Source organism: Pseudomonas sp. GW821-FHT09H03, assembly GCF_059415945.1.
The window spans coordinates 145,325-158,811 of the sequence record NZ_JBWKOF010000010.1; the positions used below are offsets into that span (position 1 = coordinate 145,325).

The following is a 13,487-nucleotide window of genomic DNA, read 5'->3' on the forward strand; positions in this document are numbered from 1 at the left end:
GCTTCCGGGTCAGATACGGTCGTCGTGGAATGGCGCGGTAATCGCTTTGAGCTGGGTGAGACTGAGATCGCCAAGAATTTCCCGTAACGCAAGACCGCTGGTGGTGACATCGAACACTGCGTGCTCGGTGATGATCCGCGTCACGCAGCGGCGTGCGGTCAGCGGCAGGTCGCAGCGCTCGAGAATCTTCGCTCGGCCATCCTTGTCGCAGTGCGGCATGGTCACAATCACCTGCCGGGCCTTCTGCGCCAGCTCTGCCCCGCCACCGATCCCGGCGACTATCTTGCCAGGCACTAGCCAGTTGGCCAGGTCGCCATGCACGGAAACCTGCATGGCACCAAGAAACGTAATATCTAACAGGCCCCGGCGAATGATGCCGAAGGAGGTAGCGCTATCGACGATGGCTCCGCCGGGCACTACGGTCACATAGCCGCCTCCAGCGTCGATCAACTCGGCGTCGAGGTTGTGCTCACGGGCCTGGGGGCCTACACCGACTATGCCGTTCTCTGAATGTATCCACACCTGAATGCCAGGCGCCACGTGGTCGGGGATCAGCGTCGGCAAACCGATGCCCAGATTGACTAACTGGCCGTCGCGAATCTCCGCAGCGGCGCGGCGAGCAATGGCCTGGCGCAGGTCAGCGGAGGATGGGCTGGTACTCATGGGAGCTCCTTGATACGGCGACCAGATGGTGTACGAAGATGCCTGGGGTGTGGATGCTGTCCGGGGCCAGCGGCTGCTCGCGCAAATCGTAGACTTCGGCGATCACACAGTCGGCGGCCATTGCCATCAGCGGCCCGAAATTGCGCGCGCTGCCATGGTATTGCAGGTTTCCATTGAGATCTGCGCGATGGCCGGCGATGAATGCATAATCGGCTTTAAGCGCTAACTCGACGTATAACTGGCGACCATCGACGGACACTGTCTGGCGCTGCTGGCCGAGCTCATCCGGCAACTCGATGTCGGTCAGGAAGGCCGGCAATCCAACCCCTGCGCAACGAATACGCTCAGCGAACAAACCCTGCGCGACGAACTCGACTTCCAGGCTGCCGTCAGTGAACGCGCGCCGCGCCGCGCCGCTCAAGCCCAGATGGGTGGTGATCATCTTGCGGATTGCACCGGCATCGATCAGCCGCGAGACACCATAACCGTCCTGGTTGGCGTCGTTCTTAATGATCACCAGGTCACGCTTGCCCTGCCGCCCCAGTTCTTCCAGCAGGGAGAATGGCGTGCCCGGTGAACCGAAGCCACCGACCATGATGCTACTGCCATGAGCGATGGCATCCACTGCGTCGGCGAGCGATCGTTGCTTGTTCATGGGCGGCTCCGCTGCGCCTGGAAGGCGTCGAAGGTTGCCTCGAGCAAATCGACGATCTCATCACACTGCGCAAGGGTAGTAATTAGTGGTGGCGAGATTAACGTGTGGTCGCCCTTCTCACCCATCAGCGAACGTCGAGGGTAAATGATCAGGCCGTGTTCTCGGGCTATGCGGGTGATGCTGTCGCTGACATTGTCGGCCAACGGGAAAGGTTCCTTGCTGGTGCGGTCAGAGACGTACTCGATAGCCTGCAGATAGCCTAGGCCGCGCACGTCGCCAATGAACTCGTACCGTGCACCGAGCGCCTGCAGGCGCTCCAGCAGATAGGCACCATTGTCCGCGACACGTGGCACAAGGTTATCGTCCTCGATAGCCTGGATCACCGCCAGCGCGGTAGCACTGGCCAACGGATTGCCGGCGTAGGTGTAACCGTGTTGGAAGCCTCCCGAGGAAAGGATCGGGTCGGTGAGTTCAGCGCGGGTCAACACTGCCGATACTGGGTAATAACCGGCCCCCAGGCCCTTGGCCAGGCACAAAATGTCCGCTTGCACATTCCAATGCTCATAACCGAACCAGCGGCCGCTACGACCGATACCGGTCATTACTTCATCGAGGATCAACAGTACGCCGTAGCGCTTGCATATTGCTTGAATGCGCGGGAAGTACACGTTGTGAGGCACCTCAGCGCCAGTGCTGGCACCGCCGATTGGCTCAACGATGAAGGCAGCGACGTTCTGTGCGCCGGCTTCAAGGATCGCCGCTTCCAACTCATCGGCGCAGTTCAGCGCATGGGTCTCGGGGCTGAGGCCTTCAGGTATGCGGTACTGGGTCGGTGATGCGATCTTCGGGTAGTGCTGAAACATTGGTGTGAAGGGCTTGGTCAGCGGCGTGTAGCTGGTCATTGCCAGCGCGCCCATGGTCGAGCCGTGGTAAGCAGGTTGGCGGCTGATGAATACCTTGCGCTGTGGCTCGCCTTTGCAGAACCAGTACTGGCGGGCGATCTTCATCGCAGACTCGACCGACTCGGATCCGCCCGACGAGAAGAACACCCGGTCAAAGCGTTTACCGGTGAGATTAACCAGGCGCTCTGCGAGGTCTAGAGATGGCTGGTTCTCGAACTGGGTGCGGTAGGCAAAGGCGACTTTGTCCAGTTGCGCTAACATGGCCTCGCGCACCGCCGGGTGACCATGACCGAGCTGTGCAACGATGGCTCCAGAACAACCGTCAATGTAGCGCTTGCCTTGTTCGTCCCAGGCATAGATACCCTGCGCCCGGGCGATGGTCGGCAAACGTACGGAAGATTGGTAAAAAAGGTAATCAGACATGCGAGCCCCCCCGGGCTGAACACACCGCTCGCGGACCCGCGGCGGCGTTCTGGAATCAATGGAAGCCGAACTCAGCTGATGTCGGCCAGGAACAAACGGGTCCGCGGCTGTTGCGGGGCTCGGAATACTTCGGCGGGCGTCCCCTGCTCGACGATGTTGCCATCGGCCATGAACACCACTCGGTCGGCGACCTTCTCGGCGAAACGCATCTCGTGGGTCACCACGATCATGGTCATGCCGCTTCGAGCCAGACTTTCCATGACCCCGAGTACGCCACCGACCATTTCAGGGTCAAGCGCCGAAGTCGGTTCATCAAACAGCATGGCATCGGGCTTAAGCGCCAAAGCGCGAGCAATGGCAACGCGCTGCTTCTGCCCTCCGGAGAGATTGCCGGGATAGACGTCGCGCTTATCCAACACGCCGACTTTTTTCAGCAGTTCCTCGGCGTCGGCACGGGCCTGAACAGGATCAACACCCTGCAACTGGGTCGGTGCAAGTGTGATGTTTTCCAGCACGGTAAGGTGCGGAAACAGGTTGAAGTGCTGGAACACCATGCCGACTTTCATGCGCAATGCGTTGAGGTATTTCTCACGGGCACGATGGCTGCGTTTGCGGTCATTCACCAACTGATCCTGGAAGAGTATTTCCCCGCCGGTCGGTTCCTCGAGCATGTTCACGCAGCGCAACAAGGTGCTCTTGCCCGAACCACTCGGACCGATCAGTACCACGACCTCGCCTTTGTGCACCTGCAAGTCGATACCCTTGAGCACTTCCAGCGGACCGTACTGTTTGTGGATGCCCTTCAGTTGAATCTGCACGTTGCCAGTATTCATGTGCGTCCTCCCTTGAGCAGCAGGCGCCGCTCGAACATTTGCAGCAGCAGGCTGGTGATTGTGGTCAACAGCGCATATATCAGCGCGCAGGCGAAATACAGCTCGAACGGTCTGAAGGTTGCACCTACCAGTTGCTGAGTGCGCATAAACAGCTCGGCCAAGGTGATGGTGGACACCAACGAAGTGTCTTTGATCAAAATGATCAGGTTGTTTCCCAAAGGGGGCACGATCAGCTTGAAAGCCTGCGGCAGGATGATCAGGCGCATGGTTTTGGCGGTGCCGAAACCCAGAGAGCGCGAAGCCTCGATCTGACCATTGGGAATCGCCTGGATGCCCGCTCGAATGGTCTCTGCGTTGTAGGCCCCGACGTTTAGCGCCAGACCGAGCACCCCGGAGGCGAAGGGCGACAGTTCCAGACCGAATTGCGGCAAGCCGAAGTAGATTATAAAAAGTTGCACCAGCAAGGGCGTTGAGCGGATCAGCCAAATGTAGCCGGCAGCTATCCACCGCACGGCAGCATATTGGGATAGGCGGGAAAGAGCGGCGAGCAGTCCGATGAGCAGCCCAAAGAGGATGGTCAGCAAGGTCAGTTCGACGGTGATGCCCGCAGCTTCGAACAGCATCGGGAGGTATTTGAGCACGAGGTTGAAGTCGAACATTCTTATTCTCGGATGTGGCGCCTATGGGCTCCTGCACTCGTGGTGCAGGCCGGGAAAGGCCATCGACGGACTATCCCTATGAGTTGTTTTAATACCCAAATGAGTTATACGAGAGCGCTGCAAAACAAGGACTTTTGCCTTCCATGTTGTGCAGCTTGAGTCTTGCATTGACAAAAACAGCCGTCAATTTATGATCTTTTTTAATCACTTGACTAACAAAGGCTTATTCCATGCGTTCCGACTTCAGCCTGCGTGACCTAGAGATTTTCCATGCCATCGCCACCACCGGTTCGACTCGCCAAGCGGCAGTGCAGTTAAAACTGACCCAATCAGCGGTCAGCCATGCCTTGGCGCGATTGGAAGAATCACTGAAAATCCGCCTGTTCACCCGCGAGAACCAGCGACTGCTGATCACTGCGGCGGGACGCTATATGCTCAACGAGTCAGTACAGATGATGGGCAATCTAGCTCGCATTGAGGAGGACATCTCCGTCCTCCAGGAAAGCGGCGTAGCCTCGCTCAAGTTGGGATGCGCCCCAGGGTTGGGCCATCGTTTCGGGCCGTGCGTGGCACAGCAATACCTGCACGCTCATCAGGGCATCGCCATGTCGCTGGACGTAGCCGCGAGCGGCCGACTGATAGCAGAGGTAGAGGCCGGACGGCTGGATATGGCGCTGGTTTCCTATGAGGTGCACGAGCCTAATCTGCTGTTTACCCAGGTGGTTTCGGCGCGCATGCGTGTGCTGATGCCTAGCAGCAGCCCGCTGGCGCAGAAGGAGGAATTGGATCTAGCCGACCTCAACGGACAGAGGCTGATCAAACCGATCCAGTCGGACCACCTAATCTACCGCGACAACAGTCTGCGCCGACTTCTGCGTCACGAATTGCAGTCGAGCATGTCGTGCATCGGTACGATGATCGAGCTCAGTGGAGGGCTGAGTCTGGTCAACGCCATAACGGCTGCAGACCTGTGCGAGAGTCCGAAGCTGTTAAGCCGCCCTTTCGCCCTGGAACAGTGGTTCAGCTTCTATCTGGTTTACAAACAAGAATTAAAGAGCAATCGACTGATCGACGACATGCGCCAGGCATTGACCAACGTGGTGGAGACAATGCAGCAGCGCGAAGATTGCGCTGCTGCATTGCGCCTGCCGGCGAACTGAGCGGACGAAGCCAGAAGCCGTCCGCCTGGCTGACTCAGAGCTGCTGTCGGGATTCAAGGAAGCCGCTGAAGAACTGCTCGGCGTTGATCTGAAGGCTGTCCAGATGGTATCCGCCCTCCTGCACGATCAACGTCGGCAGGCCGAGCTCACCGATAACCCGACCGAGTCTGTTGAAGCCCTGACTGGTCACAGCCACCTGGGACTGCGGGTCCAGCTCATAGATATCGAAGCCCAATGACAACACCAAGGCGTCTGGCTCGAAGCGGCGCAGCGCAGTGACGGCCTGCTGCAAACGCTCGAAAAATACAGACTCGACCGAACCATGGGGCATGCCCAGGTTGATGTTGTAGCCATAACCCGCACCGCTGCCGCGCTCGTCTTCATAGCCGGCGACCACCGGATAGAAGTTGGTAGGATCGCCGTGGATCGACACATAGAGCACGTCATCGCGCTCATAGAAGATTTCCTGAATGCCTTGACCGTGGTGCATGTCAGTATCCAGCACGGCGACACGGGTATGCCCCTTGCGCAACTCCTGGGCGGCGATGGCGGCATTATTCAGGTAGCAGAAGCCACCGGCCGCGTCCTTGCGTGCATGATGCCCCGGCGGGCGGCATAGTGCATAAGCCTCGGAAACGCCATCAAGCAAGGCGCGAGCGCCGGCGATTGCACTCTGGGCCGACCAGTAGGCGCCACGCCACGTCTGCTCGCCGACCGGGCAGCTGCCGTCTGCAAGGTAGCGTGCGGCCTTGGCAATGATTCCGCGCAGCGGGTTGTTATCTCGAATGAAAATGTTGGAAATGACTTCATCGCCCCAGTCCTGACCACTGGCCTTCCACTCGCCATGAGCCTCCTCGAGAAAGCGTAGGTATTCTGGACTATGTACCGCTGCCAGCGGCAACATGCCATAGTCATCGGGCTGGCGCAGGTCGAAGCCCAAATTACTCACGGCTCGCAGCAGGCGACGCGGACGCTCGGGAACTTCCTGTGGGGTGCGCATCTGCCCGCGGGACAGGTAGGTGCGCGGATGGTGCAGGTATTGCTCAGGGTGAAAGTAAGTAAGCATCGCTCGTCATCCTTCAACGTATGTCGCTACCCAGCCATTTCTCGCTGATGCTCTTGTAGGTACCGTCCTTGCCGATCTCTGCCAGAGCGGCGTCGATCGCGGCCTTGAGCTGTGGGCTGTCCTTGCGCACGGCGATGCCCATCTTCTCCGGATAGAGCAACTCACCGGCAGGCTTGGCATCCAGTTGCCTGTCGCGAACGGTTAGCAGGCCCGCAATTTTGTCGGTCACAAAGCCGTCAATGCGTTTGTTCTGCAGGTCAAGGAGAATATCCGGCAGCCCCTTGTAGGTCTTCAGCACCACATTCGGTTTGTGTTCGCGCAACCATGTTTCATAAGTCTCGCCGAGGGTGATACCTATTACCTTGCCATCCATTTCGTCAATGTTCTTGACCGAGCTGTCTTTGCGTACGAACAGTTGCGCACCCGACTGGTAGTACGACTCAGAGAAGTCCACAGCCTTACGACGCTCGTCAGTGATCGCCAGGCTCCCAATGATGGCGTCGTACTTGCCGGCCAACAGCCCCCCGATGATGCCGTCCCAGGCAGTCGTCACCGGTACCGGCTTGACGCCGATTTGTTTCGACAGGCTATCACCGATATCCACGTCGAAGCCCAACAGCTTGCCGTTCGCATCAATGAAGCTGAATGGAGGATATTTGCCGGTGAGCGCGAATTTTAACTCGCCCTTTTGTTTGACCGCATCCAGATCTTCGGCGTGGGCAGCAGTAAATACGCTTAAGCAGGTAGCGGCCAGAAGCAGGGAGCTGGCCAGAACACGTATTGTTTTTTTCATGGGTGTCATTTCCTGTCGGCGGGTGATTAACCGCCAGCATTCCAATCGCCTCGCCTTGCGTCAATCTATGTTGTTTTTCGCTCAATTGAGTGGTTTTACTAAGCACCGCCGCAAAGGCGAACTGGACGGACTCGACCGACAGACCTGCATTCGTGATCGGTTATTAAGCAATCCATAAAACCGGTACCCACGCCGATCGGTGATCCGCCGGCGGAGGATGTGTAGCGCCATGAAGGACAACGCAGTGAGCGCCGAGAGCGAGGCGACCTGCTTGATGGGCTCTATGTCCGTGCAATGATGGCTGCATATCGCTGGCAGAACGGGGAGATCTGTAGGGGCGTTTGCCCTTGGCAAGCGCTACCCAAGCCGCCCCGGCAGATAGCAACCGATACATCCGGCCCGCAACCAACATCGCCTCAACTCTAGGAGTGTCCAATGGCGTTAATACGGAAGTATTCCCTATTCAGCGATTGAGCTGTGTGTCAGCTTCGAGCGCTAAAAACTCATAAATCAGGTCGTCCATCGAGTGCGCTACGTTGAAGCGCATCCATGGCACCACTTTGGCATCCGGCATAAACAGCTGTCCGGGTGCAAGCAGGATTTTTTTATCCTTGGCCTTCATGGCAAGTTCGGTGGAGTTCTCTATCAGCGGATGACGGGCCCACAGAAAAAGTCCTGCATGTGGTTTCACAAATATTTCCATTCCCACGGATTCCAGGCGGCGAGCCACGGTTTCGTGAGCCTGCGCCAAATTGCTGTGCAATTGTTTGATGTGTTTGCGATGCCGTCCCTGCAGCAGCACATCGAGCACCAGCTCTTCGGCTATCTCCGAGGTGGTCAGCCCGCTGACTAGCTTCAGCGGGACCAGTTCGTCGATCAGTTCCTGATGAGCGGCGATAAAACCGACTCGCAGTGCGGGAGCGATGGTTTTGGAAAAACTGCCAACGTAGATCACTCGCGATAACTGATCCATGCCGGCCAGCGCTTGTTGGCCTGTCGGGTCGAGGTCAGCGTAGATGTCGTTCTCGACGATCAGGAAATCGTACTTTTCCGCCAATTGCAGCAGTCGATGGGCGACGGCCAGCGACAGGCTGGTGCCGGTGGGGCATTGCAGGCGTGTGTTGGTGAAAAATACCTTCGGACGATTAAGTCGAATGAGCTCTTCGAGTACTGCCAGGTCAACTCCGTCGCGGGTACGCGGGACGCCCAGCAGCTTTGCACCTTGCAGATGCAGGTTCAGAAGCAGGTTGTGATAACCCGGCTCATCGACCAATACGTTGTCACCGCGTTGCACCAGGTAGCGCACTATCAGGTCCAGCGCATGGCTACCACCGCTGGTTAACATGATCTGTTGCGGGTGCGCAGCAATGCGCGCATCTACGAGCTTTTCAGCCAGTTTTGCTCGTAATCGTGCACAGCCCTTGGCGTGCCCATAACCAGAAAAATCGCTCGGCTCCCGACGGCCCATCGCACGCAGGCTGCGTTGCAGGCCATTGTGGTCGGTCCACTGCTCAGGCAGCAGGCCGACGCCAGGGCGCAGCTCCATCCCCATGGGCTGAAATACTTTTTGCAGCAGCAGATAGGCGTCGAAGTCGAGCGCGTTGTCGGTCTCGGCGGTTGCGGGTTCAGGCTCGGCAAGCGTCCCGTCCGATACGCCCCGTACGTAGAAGCCAGCATTGCGCACCGGCGTCAGGTAACCAAGTGCGACCAGCCGATCATAGGCCTCGACTGCCGTGAAGTGGCTGACTTTGTGGTTCTGGGAAAATTTGCGGATCGAGGGCAATTTGCTGCCAGGGCGCAAGCGCTGTTCTTTGATCGCCAGGCTGATACCGGTGACGATCTGGCTGACCAGTGACACCTCCGAGCAAGGGTCCAAAAACATCATAAAACAACCATCCGGGTGTGGTGTTCTGCGGTGAGTGTATCGGTAAAAAGACCATAACAGTGATGCCGTTTCGGGGCATTTTCTGTTCATGGTGACCCGTTCAAGGGTGTTGCAATATCACCCTATTGCCGGTCGACCCATTCGGCTGAAACATACCATGAACAAGGATACGTAATGCACGACATCACCTATCAAATCGACCGTAGCCAGATCTCCAGCGAAGAGTGGGATACCCGATGCGATCTGGCTGCACTTTATCGGTTGCTCGCACACTTTCGCATGACTGATCTGATCGATACGCACATTTCCGCCCGCGTACCTGGTGAGGAAGGGTTTTTTCTGATCAATCGCTATGGCGTGCTGTTTCATGAAATGTGTGCTTCTGATCTGATCAAGATTGATCATGAAGGTCATGCCGTGGACTCCCGGTACGGCCCCGCAAGTGTCAATCGCGCGGGGTTCAACATTCACTCGGCGATCCATGCGGCGCGCCCCGATATCAGTTGTGTCGTGCACACCCACACTTCGGCCGGCATTGCAATTTCGGCACAGGAAGAAGGCCTGCTACCGATCAGTCAGCATGCACTCAAGTTCTACCGACGGCTTGGCTACCACGACTATGAAGGTATTGCCTTGAACCCCGAAGAGCGCGACCGACTGGTTCACGACCTGGGTACGCACATGGCGATGATCCTGCGCAATCATGGCTTGCTAGCCGCAGGCCGATCCATCGCCGAAGCGTTCAATCAGATCTACTTTCTTGAACGTGCTTGCCAGGCTCAGGTTCAAGCCCTGGCTGGCGGCCGACCATTGCGCATGCCACCTGAAGCGGTGTGCGAACTGACCGCTCAGCAGTCCGATGACGAGATTGATCAACAGCTGCACCAACTCGGCTGGACGTCCGCTCTGCGCCTGATTGCGAGTGATCAAACGGATTACCGACGCTGAAGCATGATCGACGGTCAGGCTGTTATCTATAAGAGAAATTACTATCCGACTGGTTCCAGAGTCGGGTTGGTAAAGCTGTAAGTGATCGCATTGAACACTGCCATGTGTGTTTCAAATCTGCCAAAACCAATAATCCTAGGGGTAGACATGAATAAGAAAGCAATCGGAGCCTTGTTTCTCAGCGCCATCACGTCGAGTGTCATGGCGGGCGAAATGACCGTGATTTCGTTCGGTGGGGTAAGCAAGGACGTGCAGTCGGAGGCATTCTATAAACCCTTCGAAAAAGCCACCGGCAACAAGGTGGTCGCCGGCGAGTACAACGGTGAGATGGGGCGCATCAAGGTCATGGTCGACACGAACAGCGTCAATTGGGATGTGGTGCAGGTTGAGGCGCCTGACCTGGTTCGCGGTTGTGAAGAGGGGTTGTTTGAGCATCTTGATTCGGCACAACTCGGCAAACCGTCGGACTTCGTGCCAGGCACAATTTCAGAGTGCGGGGCTGGTTTGCTGGTCTGGTCTATGGCATTGGCTTACAACGCCGACAAACTCAAGGTCGCTCCGACTGGTTGGGCCGACTTCTGGGATATACAAAAGTATCCTGGCAAACGCAGCCTGCGCAAAGGTGCCAAGTACACGCTGGAAGCCGCGTTGATGGCCGATGGCGTGGGCTACGCAGACATCTACAAAGTGCTGTCTACCAAAGAGGGTGTTGATCGCGCATTCAGTAAGCTGGACCAGATCAAACCTGAGATTCAATGGTGGGAGGCGGGCGCACAGCCTATGCAGTTCCTGGCCAGTGGTGATGTGGTCATGAGTACAGCGTTCAACGGTCGAGTATTCGCCGCCCAAGAGACGGGAGCCAATGTGAAGATCGTCTGGAAGGGGAGTATCTATGCCATCGACTCATGGGCGATCCCTAAGGGCAGCAAGAACAAAACGATGGCCGAGCGGTTTATCGCTTTCTCGCTACGTCCGGAAAACCAGAAAGTCCATACCGAAAAGCTTGGTTATGGTTCAACCAACCAGCAAACCGCTGCATTGCTTGATCCGGCCTTGGCGGCTCGCCTGAATACCGCCCCGAGTAACCTGGAGCAGGCCATGCCGATAGACAGCGAGTTCTGGGTCGACCATGGAGAAGAGCTTGAACAGCGCTTCAACGCCTGGGTAGCTAAAACGAACTGATTGCGAGTTGTGATAGTAGCCGGCAAGGAAACGATTGATTTGATGTAGAGGGGGACAACGGCCCAATCGAAGGTGTAAACCTTATTCAGGACGGGACAGCAAGCACAAAAAAGCCCCGTAAACGGGGCTTTTTTGCATTGATATGGCGGAGAGATAGGGATTCGAACCCCCGCTGACAGCTTTCCAGTCCGCTACAGGCCTGTATTTACTAGGAATAATCAGCTCACTCTAGGCCGGAAGCGGCCCCTATAGGCCTTTGTTATGCCCTAAATTTGCCCTAACAGTGATGTGATTCGGCTGAAGCTTGGTTTCGGATAGGCAAAAAAAACTGCTTCGAACGAACCAAAGCAGCCTCAATGTTCACCAGCTGGCACGGGAATCCATCTTGCACGGGAGTGGATCAGTCTGGATAGCGTCGGACAGACTGATCATCAACACTCCTGACTCAGTGGTTCGGCGACACAACCAGGCTTACCGGCAATTCGCCTGCAATTTCCGACAGTTCTGCTTGCAATGCCACTGGGTTTTTAATCAGGCCGCGAGGGTCATAGACGAAAAAAATGATCGCTCGGCAAAGAGGATGGGCACGATAGCGGGCGATGTCCAATATCAGCTCATCGGCTAGAGTTCTTGCAGTCATGCCATCGCGCGTCATTTTAAGTTCGACGACGAGTTCATGATCGGGCAGAAGGAAATCCGGACGGGTGGCGCCCGCTGCCATGCTTGGAGACTGCTCCTCAGGCTTTACATTATCAAACTGTAACCTCAGCAAAGCATTAACGACAAACTGCACATCGTATTCATCCTCGATCTGAATACCTCCCCTGCCGCGCGAGCGACATTCCAGATCTTTCGCGAAGCGATGAAAACGCTCCAGCATGCGCACGACTAGCTGGTCGGGGCGTTCTACTATCGCAGGCGGTAGCACAGGCGAGTCAAGGGAGAAATGTGCCTGCAGTATTTGCTCTTCGAACTTGCGCTGAGCTTGTGGCGGCCCCAGTAAAACCACGCAGCCGGCTATCGCGATTAACGCTAATTCGACGGTAAGGAACAGGATCAAGTAGCCAACCGAGACGGTAACCTTGTACTGTCCGTCAAGCTTGTATTGTTTGCCTCCTCCCTCCCTGGGTTCGTCTCGCGGCATCAGTTTCAAATTGAACGTGACAATCACACCACCAATTCGATGCACGCCCTGCAGACCATGCAGCGCGTCCAGACCAATCTCCCCACGGTTATAACGGTCGAGCAGCTCGAAGACTTCACTGGTGGCTTGCTCATACCGCTCGCTATTCACCACTTCAAGCACTGCGGGATTTGTAACTCCAGAATCCTCGAAGCGTGGCGCGATCCATGAACAGTATACGAGCACAGGCATCAGCGGCAGCATCGTGAACGTGGCCTTAGCGAACATGCGCCAGCGCCGATTATCCATAACCAATTCACCCAGCGAGCCGTACTCCTTGCTTCCAGCAAAACATCTATAGATCCATTTCAGCAATGCACTCTTCTCCGAGATTCTCGATTACACAAGGTGCGCATCATACATGCGATCTTGTTCTCTCAGGTTCACCTGCTTGACCATGCGGATTTGACTCATAAAGTGAGACATTCCCTGAACGTCCATCAGGAGGGCAACTATCTTCACGCGGATATGGTTCGCTGGGGCGGGCGCCCGCACTGGGCCAAGAACTGCGCCGCGCTGATTAATGCCAGGGATTGATAAGGTCGCCCACGGCCCCTTTTTCCGCGCCATCTGGCCGCACCGGGCTATCATCGCGATCAACAACTGGTTCGATTGGGTGGACGAGTCCAGACCGAAGAAACGGCCATACCTGATTCGAAGACGGGACCGGTCCCCCATTTCTGCGCCGCGATCGGCCGGTACCCAAATGCCGTGTATGAGCCGGGCAAGCACCACGGCTTTGTGATCATCACCGCCGACAGCGCGGCGGGCGGCATGGTGGACATTCAAGATCGGCGTCCAGTGACGTTGTCACCGGAGTTGGCCAGAGAGTGGTTGGATCCTGGTACGCCAAAAGAACGCACGGAACAGATGGTGCCGCTGCAGGGTGAGCCCACGGAAGCGTTCGAATGGTTCAAAGTGGACCGTGCAATTGGTAAGGTGCGCAATCAGGGACCCGGCCTAATAAGCCTCTCAGCTAAAAATCCCCCGCCGCTCAAATGTAATTGTATGTGTAAAACGCCCTTTTCGTCGGGTCTGAAGGCAAAGTGAGATCACCGTGTGGCATATGATCTGCTTACCTTTAGCGTGTACAATCGATCAATTTGGGTTGTAGACCCCGTTACGCTTGAATGAA

General features: G+C 56.7%; 12 protein-coding genes and 1 pseudogene. 4 read left to right on the plus strand and 9 right to left on the minus strand.

Going from position 1 to position 13,487, the window contains the following annotated elements; translation table 11 throughout:
- Positions 1-9 precede the first annotated feature (9 nt).
- The 5 genes from AC07OG_RS16245 to AC07OG_RS16265 form a co-directional block, all read right to left on the minus strand.
- Complete coding sequence (locus tag AC07OG_RS16245; RefSeq protein ID WP_495067485.1) at positions 10-663, minus strand: 3-oxoacid CoA-transferase subunit B; 654 nt, start codon at positions 661-663, stop codon at positions 10-12.
- Positions 638-1,318: a CoA transferase subunit A gene (locus tag AC07OG_RS16250; protein ID WP_495067486.1), complete on the minus strand. Its 681-nt coding sequence runs from the start codon at positions 1,316-1,318 to the stop codon at positions 638-640. The genes AC07OG_RS16245 and AC07OG_RS16250 overlap by 26 nt, the downstream gene beginning before the upstream one ends.
- On the minus strand, positions 1,315-2,643 hold the full coding sequence (locus AC07OG_RS16255; RefSeq protein WP_495067487.1) for an aminotransferase family protein: 1,329 nt from the start codon (positions 2,641-2,643) through the stop codon (positions 1,315-1,317). Before AC07OG_RS16255 ends, AC07OG_RS16250 begins: the two co-directional genes overlap by 4 nt.
- A gap of 71 nt (positions 2,644-2,714) precedes the next feature.
- Positions 2,715-3,476: an amino acid ABC transporter ATP-binding protein gene (locus tag AC07OG_RS16260; protein ID WP_495067488.1), complete on the minus strand. Its 762-nt coding sequence runs from the start codon at positions 3,474-3,476 to the stop codon at positions 2,715-2,717.
- Positions 3,473-4,135, minus strand: a complete 663-nt coding sequence (locus AC07OG_RS16265; RefSeq protein WP_495067489.1) for an amino acid ABC transporter permease — start codon at positions 4,133-4,135, stop codon at positions 3,473-3,475. Before AC07OG_RS16265 ends, AC07OG_RS16260 begins: the two co-directional genes overlap by 4 nt.
- 230 nt (positions 4,136-4,365) lie before the next feature.
- On the opposite strand from AC07OG_RS16265, the gene AC07OG_RS16270 reads away from it, so the two are divergent.
- Positions 4,366-5,295, plus strand: a complete 930-nt coding sequence (locus AC07OG_RS16270) for a LysR family transcriptional regulator (RefSeq protein WP_495067490.1) — start codon at positions 4,366-4,368, stop codon at positions 5,293-5,295.
- 34 nt (positions 5,296-5,329) lie between these two features.
- Here the strand turns inward: AC07OG_RS16270 and AC07OG_RS16275 are convergent, their stop codons facing one another.
- The 3 genes from AC07OG_RS16275 to AC07OG_RS16285 form a co-directional block, all read right to left on the minus strand.
- On the minus strand, positions 5,330-6,361 hold the full coding sequence (locus AC07OG_RS16275) for a histone deacetylase family protein (RefSeq protein ID WP_495067491.1): 1,032 nt from the start codon (positions 6,359-6,361) through the stop codon (positions 5,330-5,332).
- Positions 6,362-6,374: 13 nt separating this feature from the next.
- On the minus strand, positions 6,375-7,154 hold the full coding sequence (locus tag AC07OG_RS16280) for a transporter substrate-binding domain-containing protein (protein WP_495067492.1): 780 nt from the start codon (positions 7,152-7,154) through the stop codon (positions 6,375-6,377).
- A 463-nt stretch (positions 7,155-7,617) separates the two neighbouring features.
- Positions 7,618-9,039 carry an aminotransferase-like domain-containing protein gene (locus AC07OG_RS16285; protein ID WP_495067493.1) on the minus strand — a complete coding sequence of 474 codons (1,422 nt, stop codon included), beginning with the start codon at positions 9,037-9,039 and terminating at the stop codon, positions 7,618-7,620.
- Between the two features lie 174 nt (positions 9,040-9,213).
- Between AC07OG_RS16285 and AC07OG_RS16290 the strand changes: the two genes are divergently transcribed.
- Positions 9,214-9,987 carry a class II aldolase/adducin family protein gene (locus AC07OG_RS16290; RefSeq protein WP_495067494.1) on the plus strand — a complete coding sequence of 258 codons (774 nt, stop codon included), beginning with the start codon at positions 9,214-9,216 and terminating at the stop codon, positions 9,985-9,987.
- Between the two features lie 147 nt (positions 9,988-10,134).
- Positions 10,135-11,169: an ABC transporter substrate-binding protein gene (locus AC07OG_RS16295; protein ID WP_495067495.1), complete on the plus strand. Its 1,035-nt coding sequence runs from the start codon at positions 10,135-10,137 to the stop codon at positions 11,167-11,169.
- A gap of 445 nt (positions 11,170-11,614) precedes the next feature.
- Here the strand turns inward: AC07OG_RS16295 and AC07OG_RS16300 are convergent, their stop codons facing one another.
- Positions 11,615-12,667, minus strand: coding sequence for a PD-(D/E)XK nuclease domain-containing protein (locus AC07OG_RS16300; RefSeq protein WP_495067496.1), 1,053 nt, complete (start codon positions 12,665-12,667; stop codon positions 11,615-11,617).
- A 72-nt stretch (positions 12,668-12,739) separates the two neighbouring features.
- On the opposite strand from AC07OG_RS16300, the pseudogene AC07OG_RS16305 reads away from it, so the two are divergent.
- Positions 12,740-13,402 (plus strand): annotated as a pseudogene (locus tag AC07OG_RS16305) (SOS response-associated peptidase family protein).
- Positions 13,403-13,487: the final 85 nt, after the last annotated feature.

Coding starts and splice junctions, on each gene's coding strand:
- AC07OG_RS16270 (WP_495067490.1), top strand. CDS start 4,366: ATGCGTTCCGACTTCAGCCTGCGTGACCTAGAGATTTTCCATGCCATC.
- AC07OG_RS16260 (WP_495067488.1), bottom strand. CDS start 3,476: ATGAATACTGGCAACGTGCAGATTCAACTGAAGGGCATCCACAAACAG.
- AC07OG_RS16280 (WP_495067492.1), bottom strand. CDS start 7,154: ATGAAAAAAACAATACGTGTTCTGGCCAGCTCCCTGCTTCTGGCCGCT.
- AC07OG_RS16275 (WP_495067491.1), bottom strand. CDS start 6,361: ATGCTTACTTACTTTCACCCTGAGCAATACCTGCACCATCCGCGCACC.
- AC07OG_RS16295 (WP_495067495.1), top strand. CDS start 10,135: ATGAATAAGAAAGCAATCGGAGCCTTGTTTCTCAGCGCCATCACGTCG.
- AC07OG_RS16250 (WP_495067486.1), bottom strand. CDS start 1,318: ATGAACAAGCAACGATCGCTCGCCGACGCAGTGGATGCCATCGCTCAT.
- AC07OG_RS16285 (WP_495067493.1), bottom strand. CDS start 9,039: ATGATGTTTTTGGACCCTTGCTCGGAGGTGTCACTGGTCAGCCAGATC.
- AC07OG_RS16265 (WP_495067489.1), bottom strand. CDS start 4,135: ATGTTCGACTTCAACCTCGTGCTCAAATACCTCCCGATGCTGTTCGAA.
- AC07OG_RS16255 (WP_495067487.1), bottom strand. CDS start 2,643: ATGTCTGATTACCTTTTTTACCAATCTTCCGTACGTTTGCCGACCATC.
- AC07OG_RS16245 (WP_495067485.1), bottom strand. CDS start 663: ATGAGTACCAGCCCATCCTCCGCTGACCTGCGCCAGGCCATTGCTCGC.
- AC07OG_RS16290 (WP_495067494.1), top strand. CDS start 9,214: ATGCACGACATCACCTATCAAATCGACCGTAGCCAGATCTCCAGCGAA.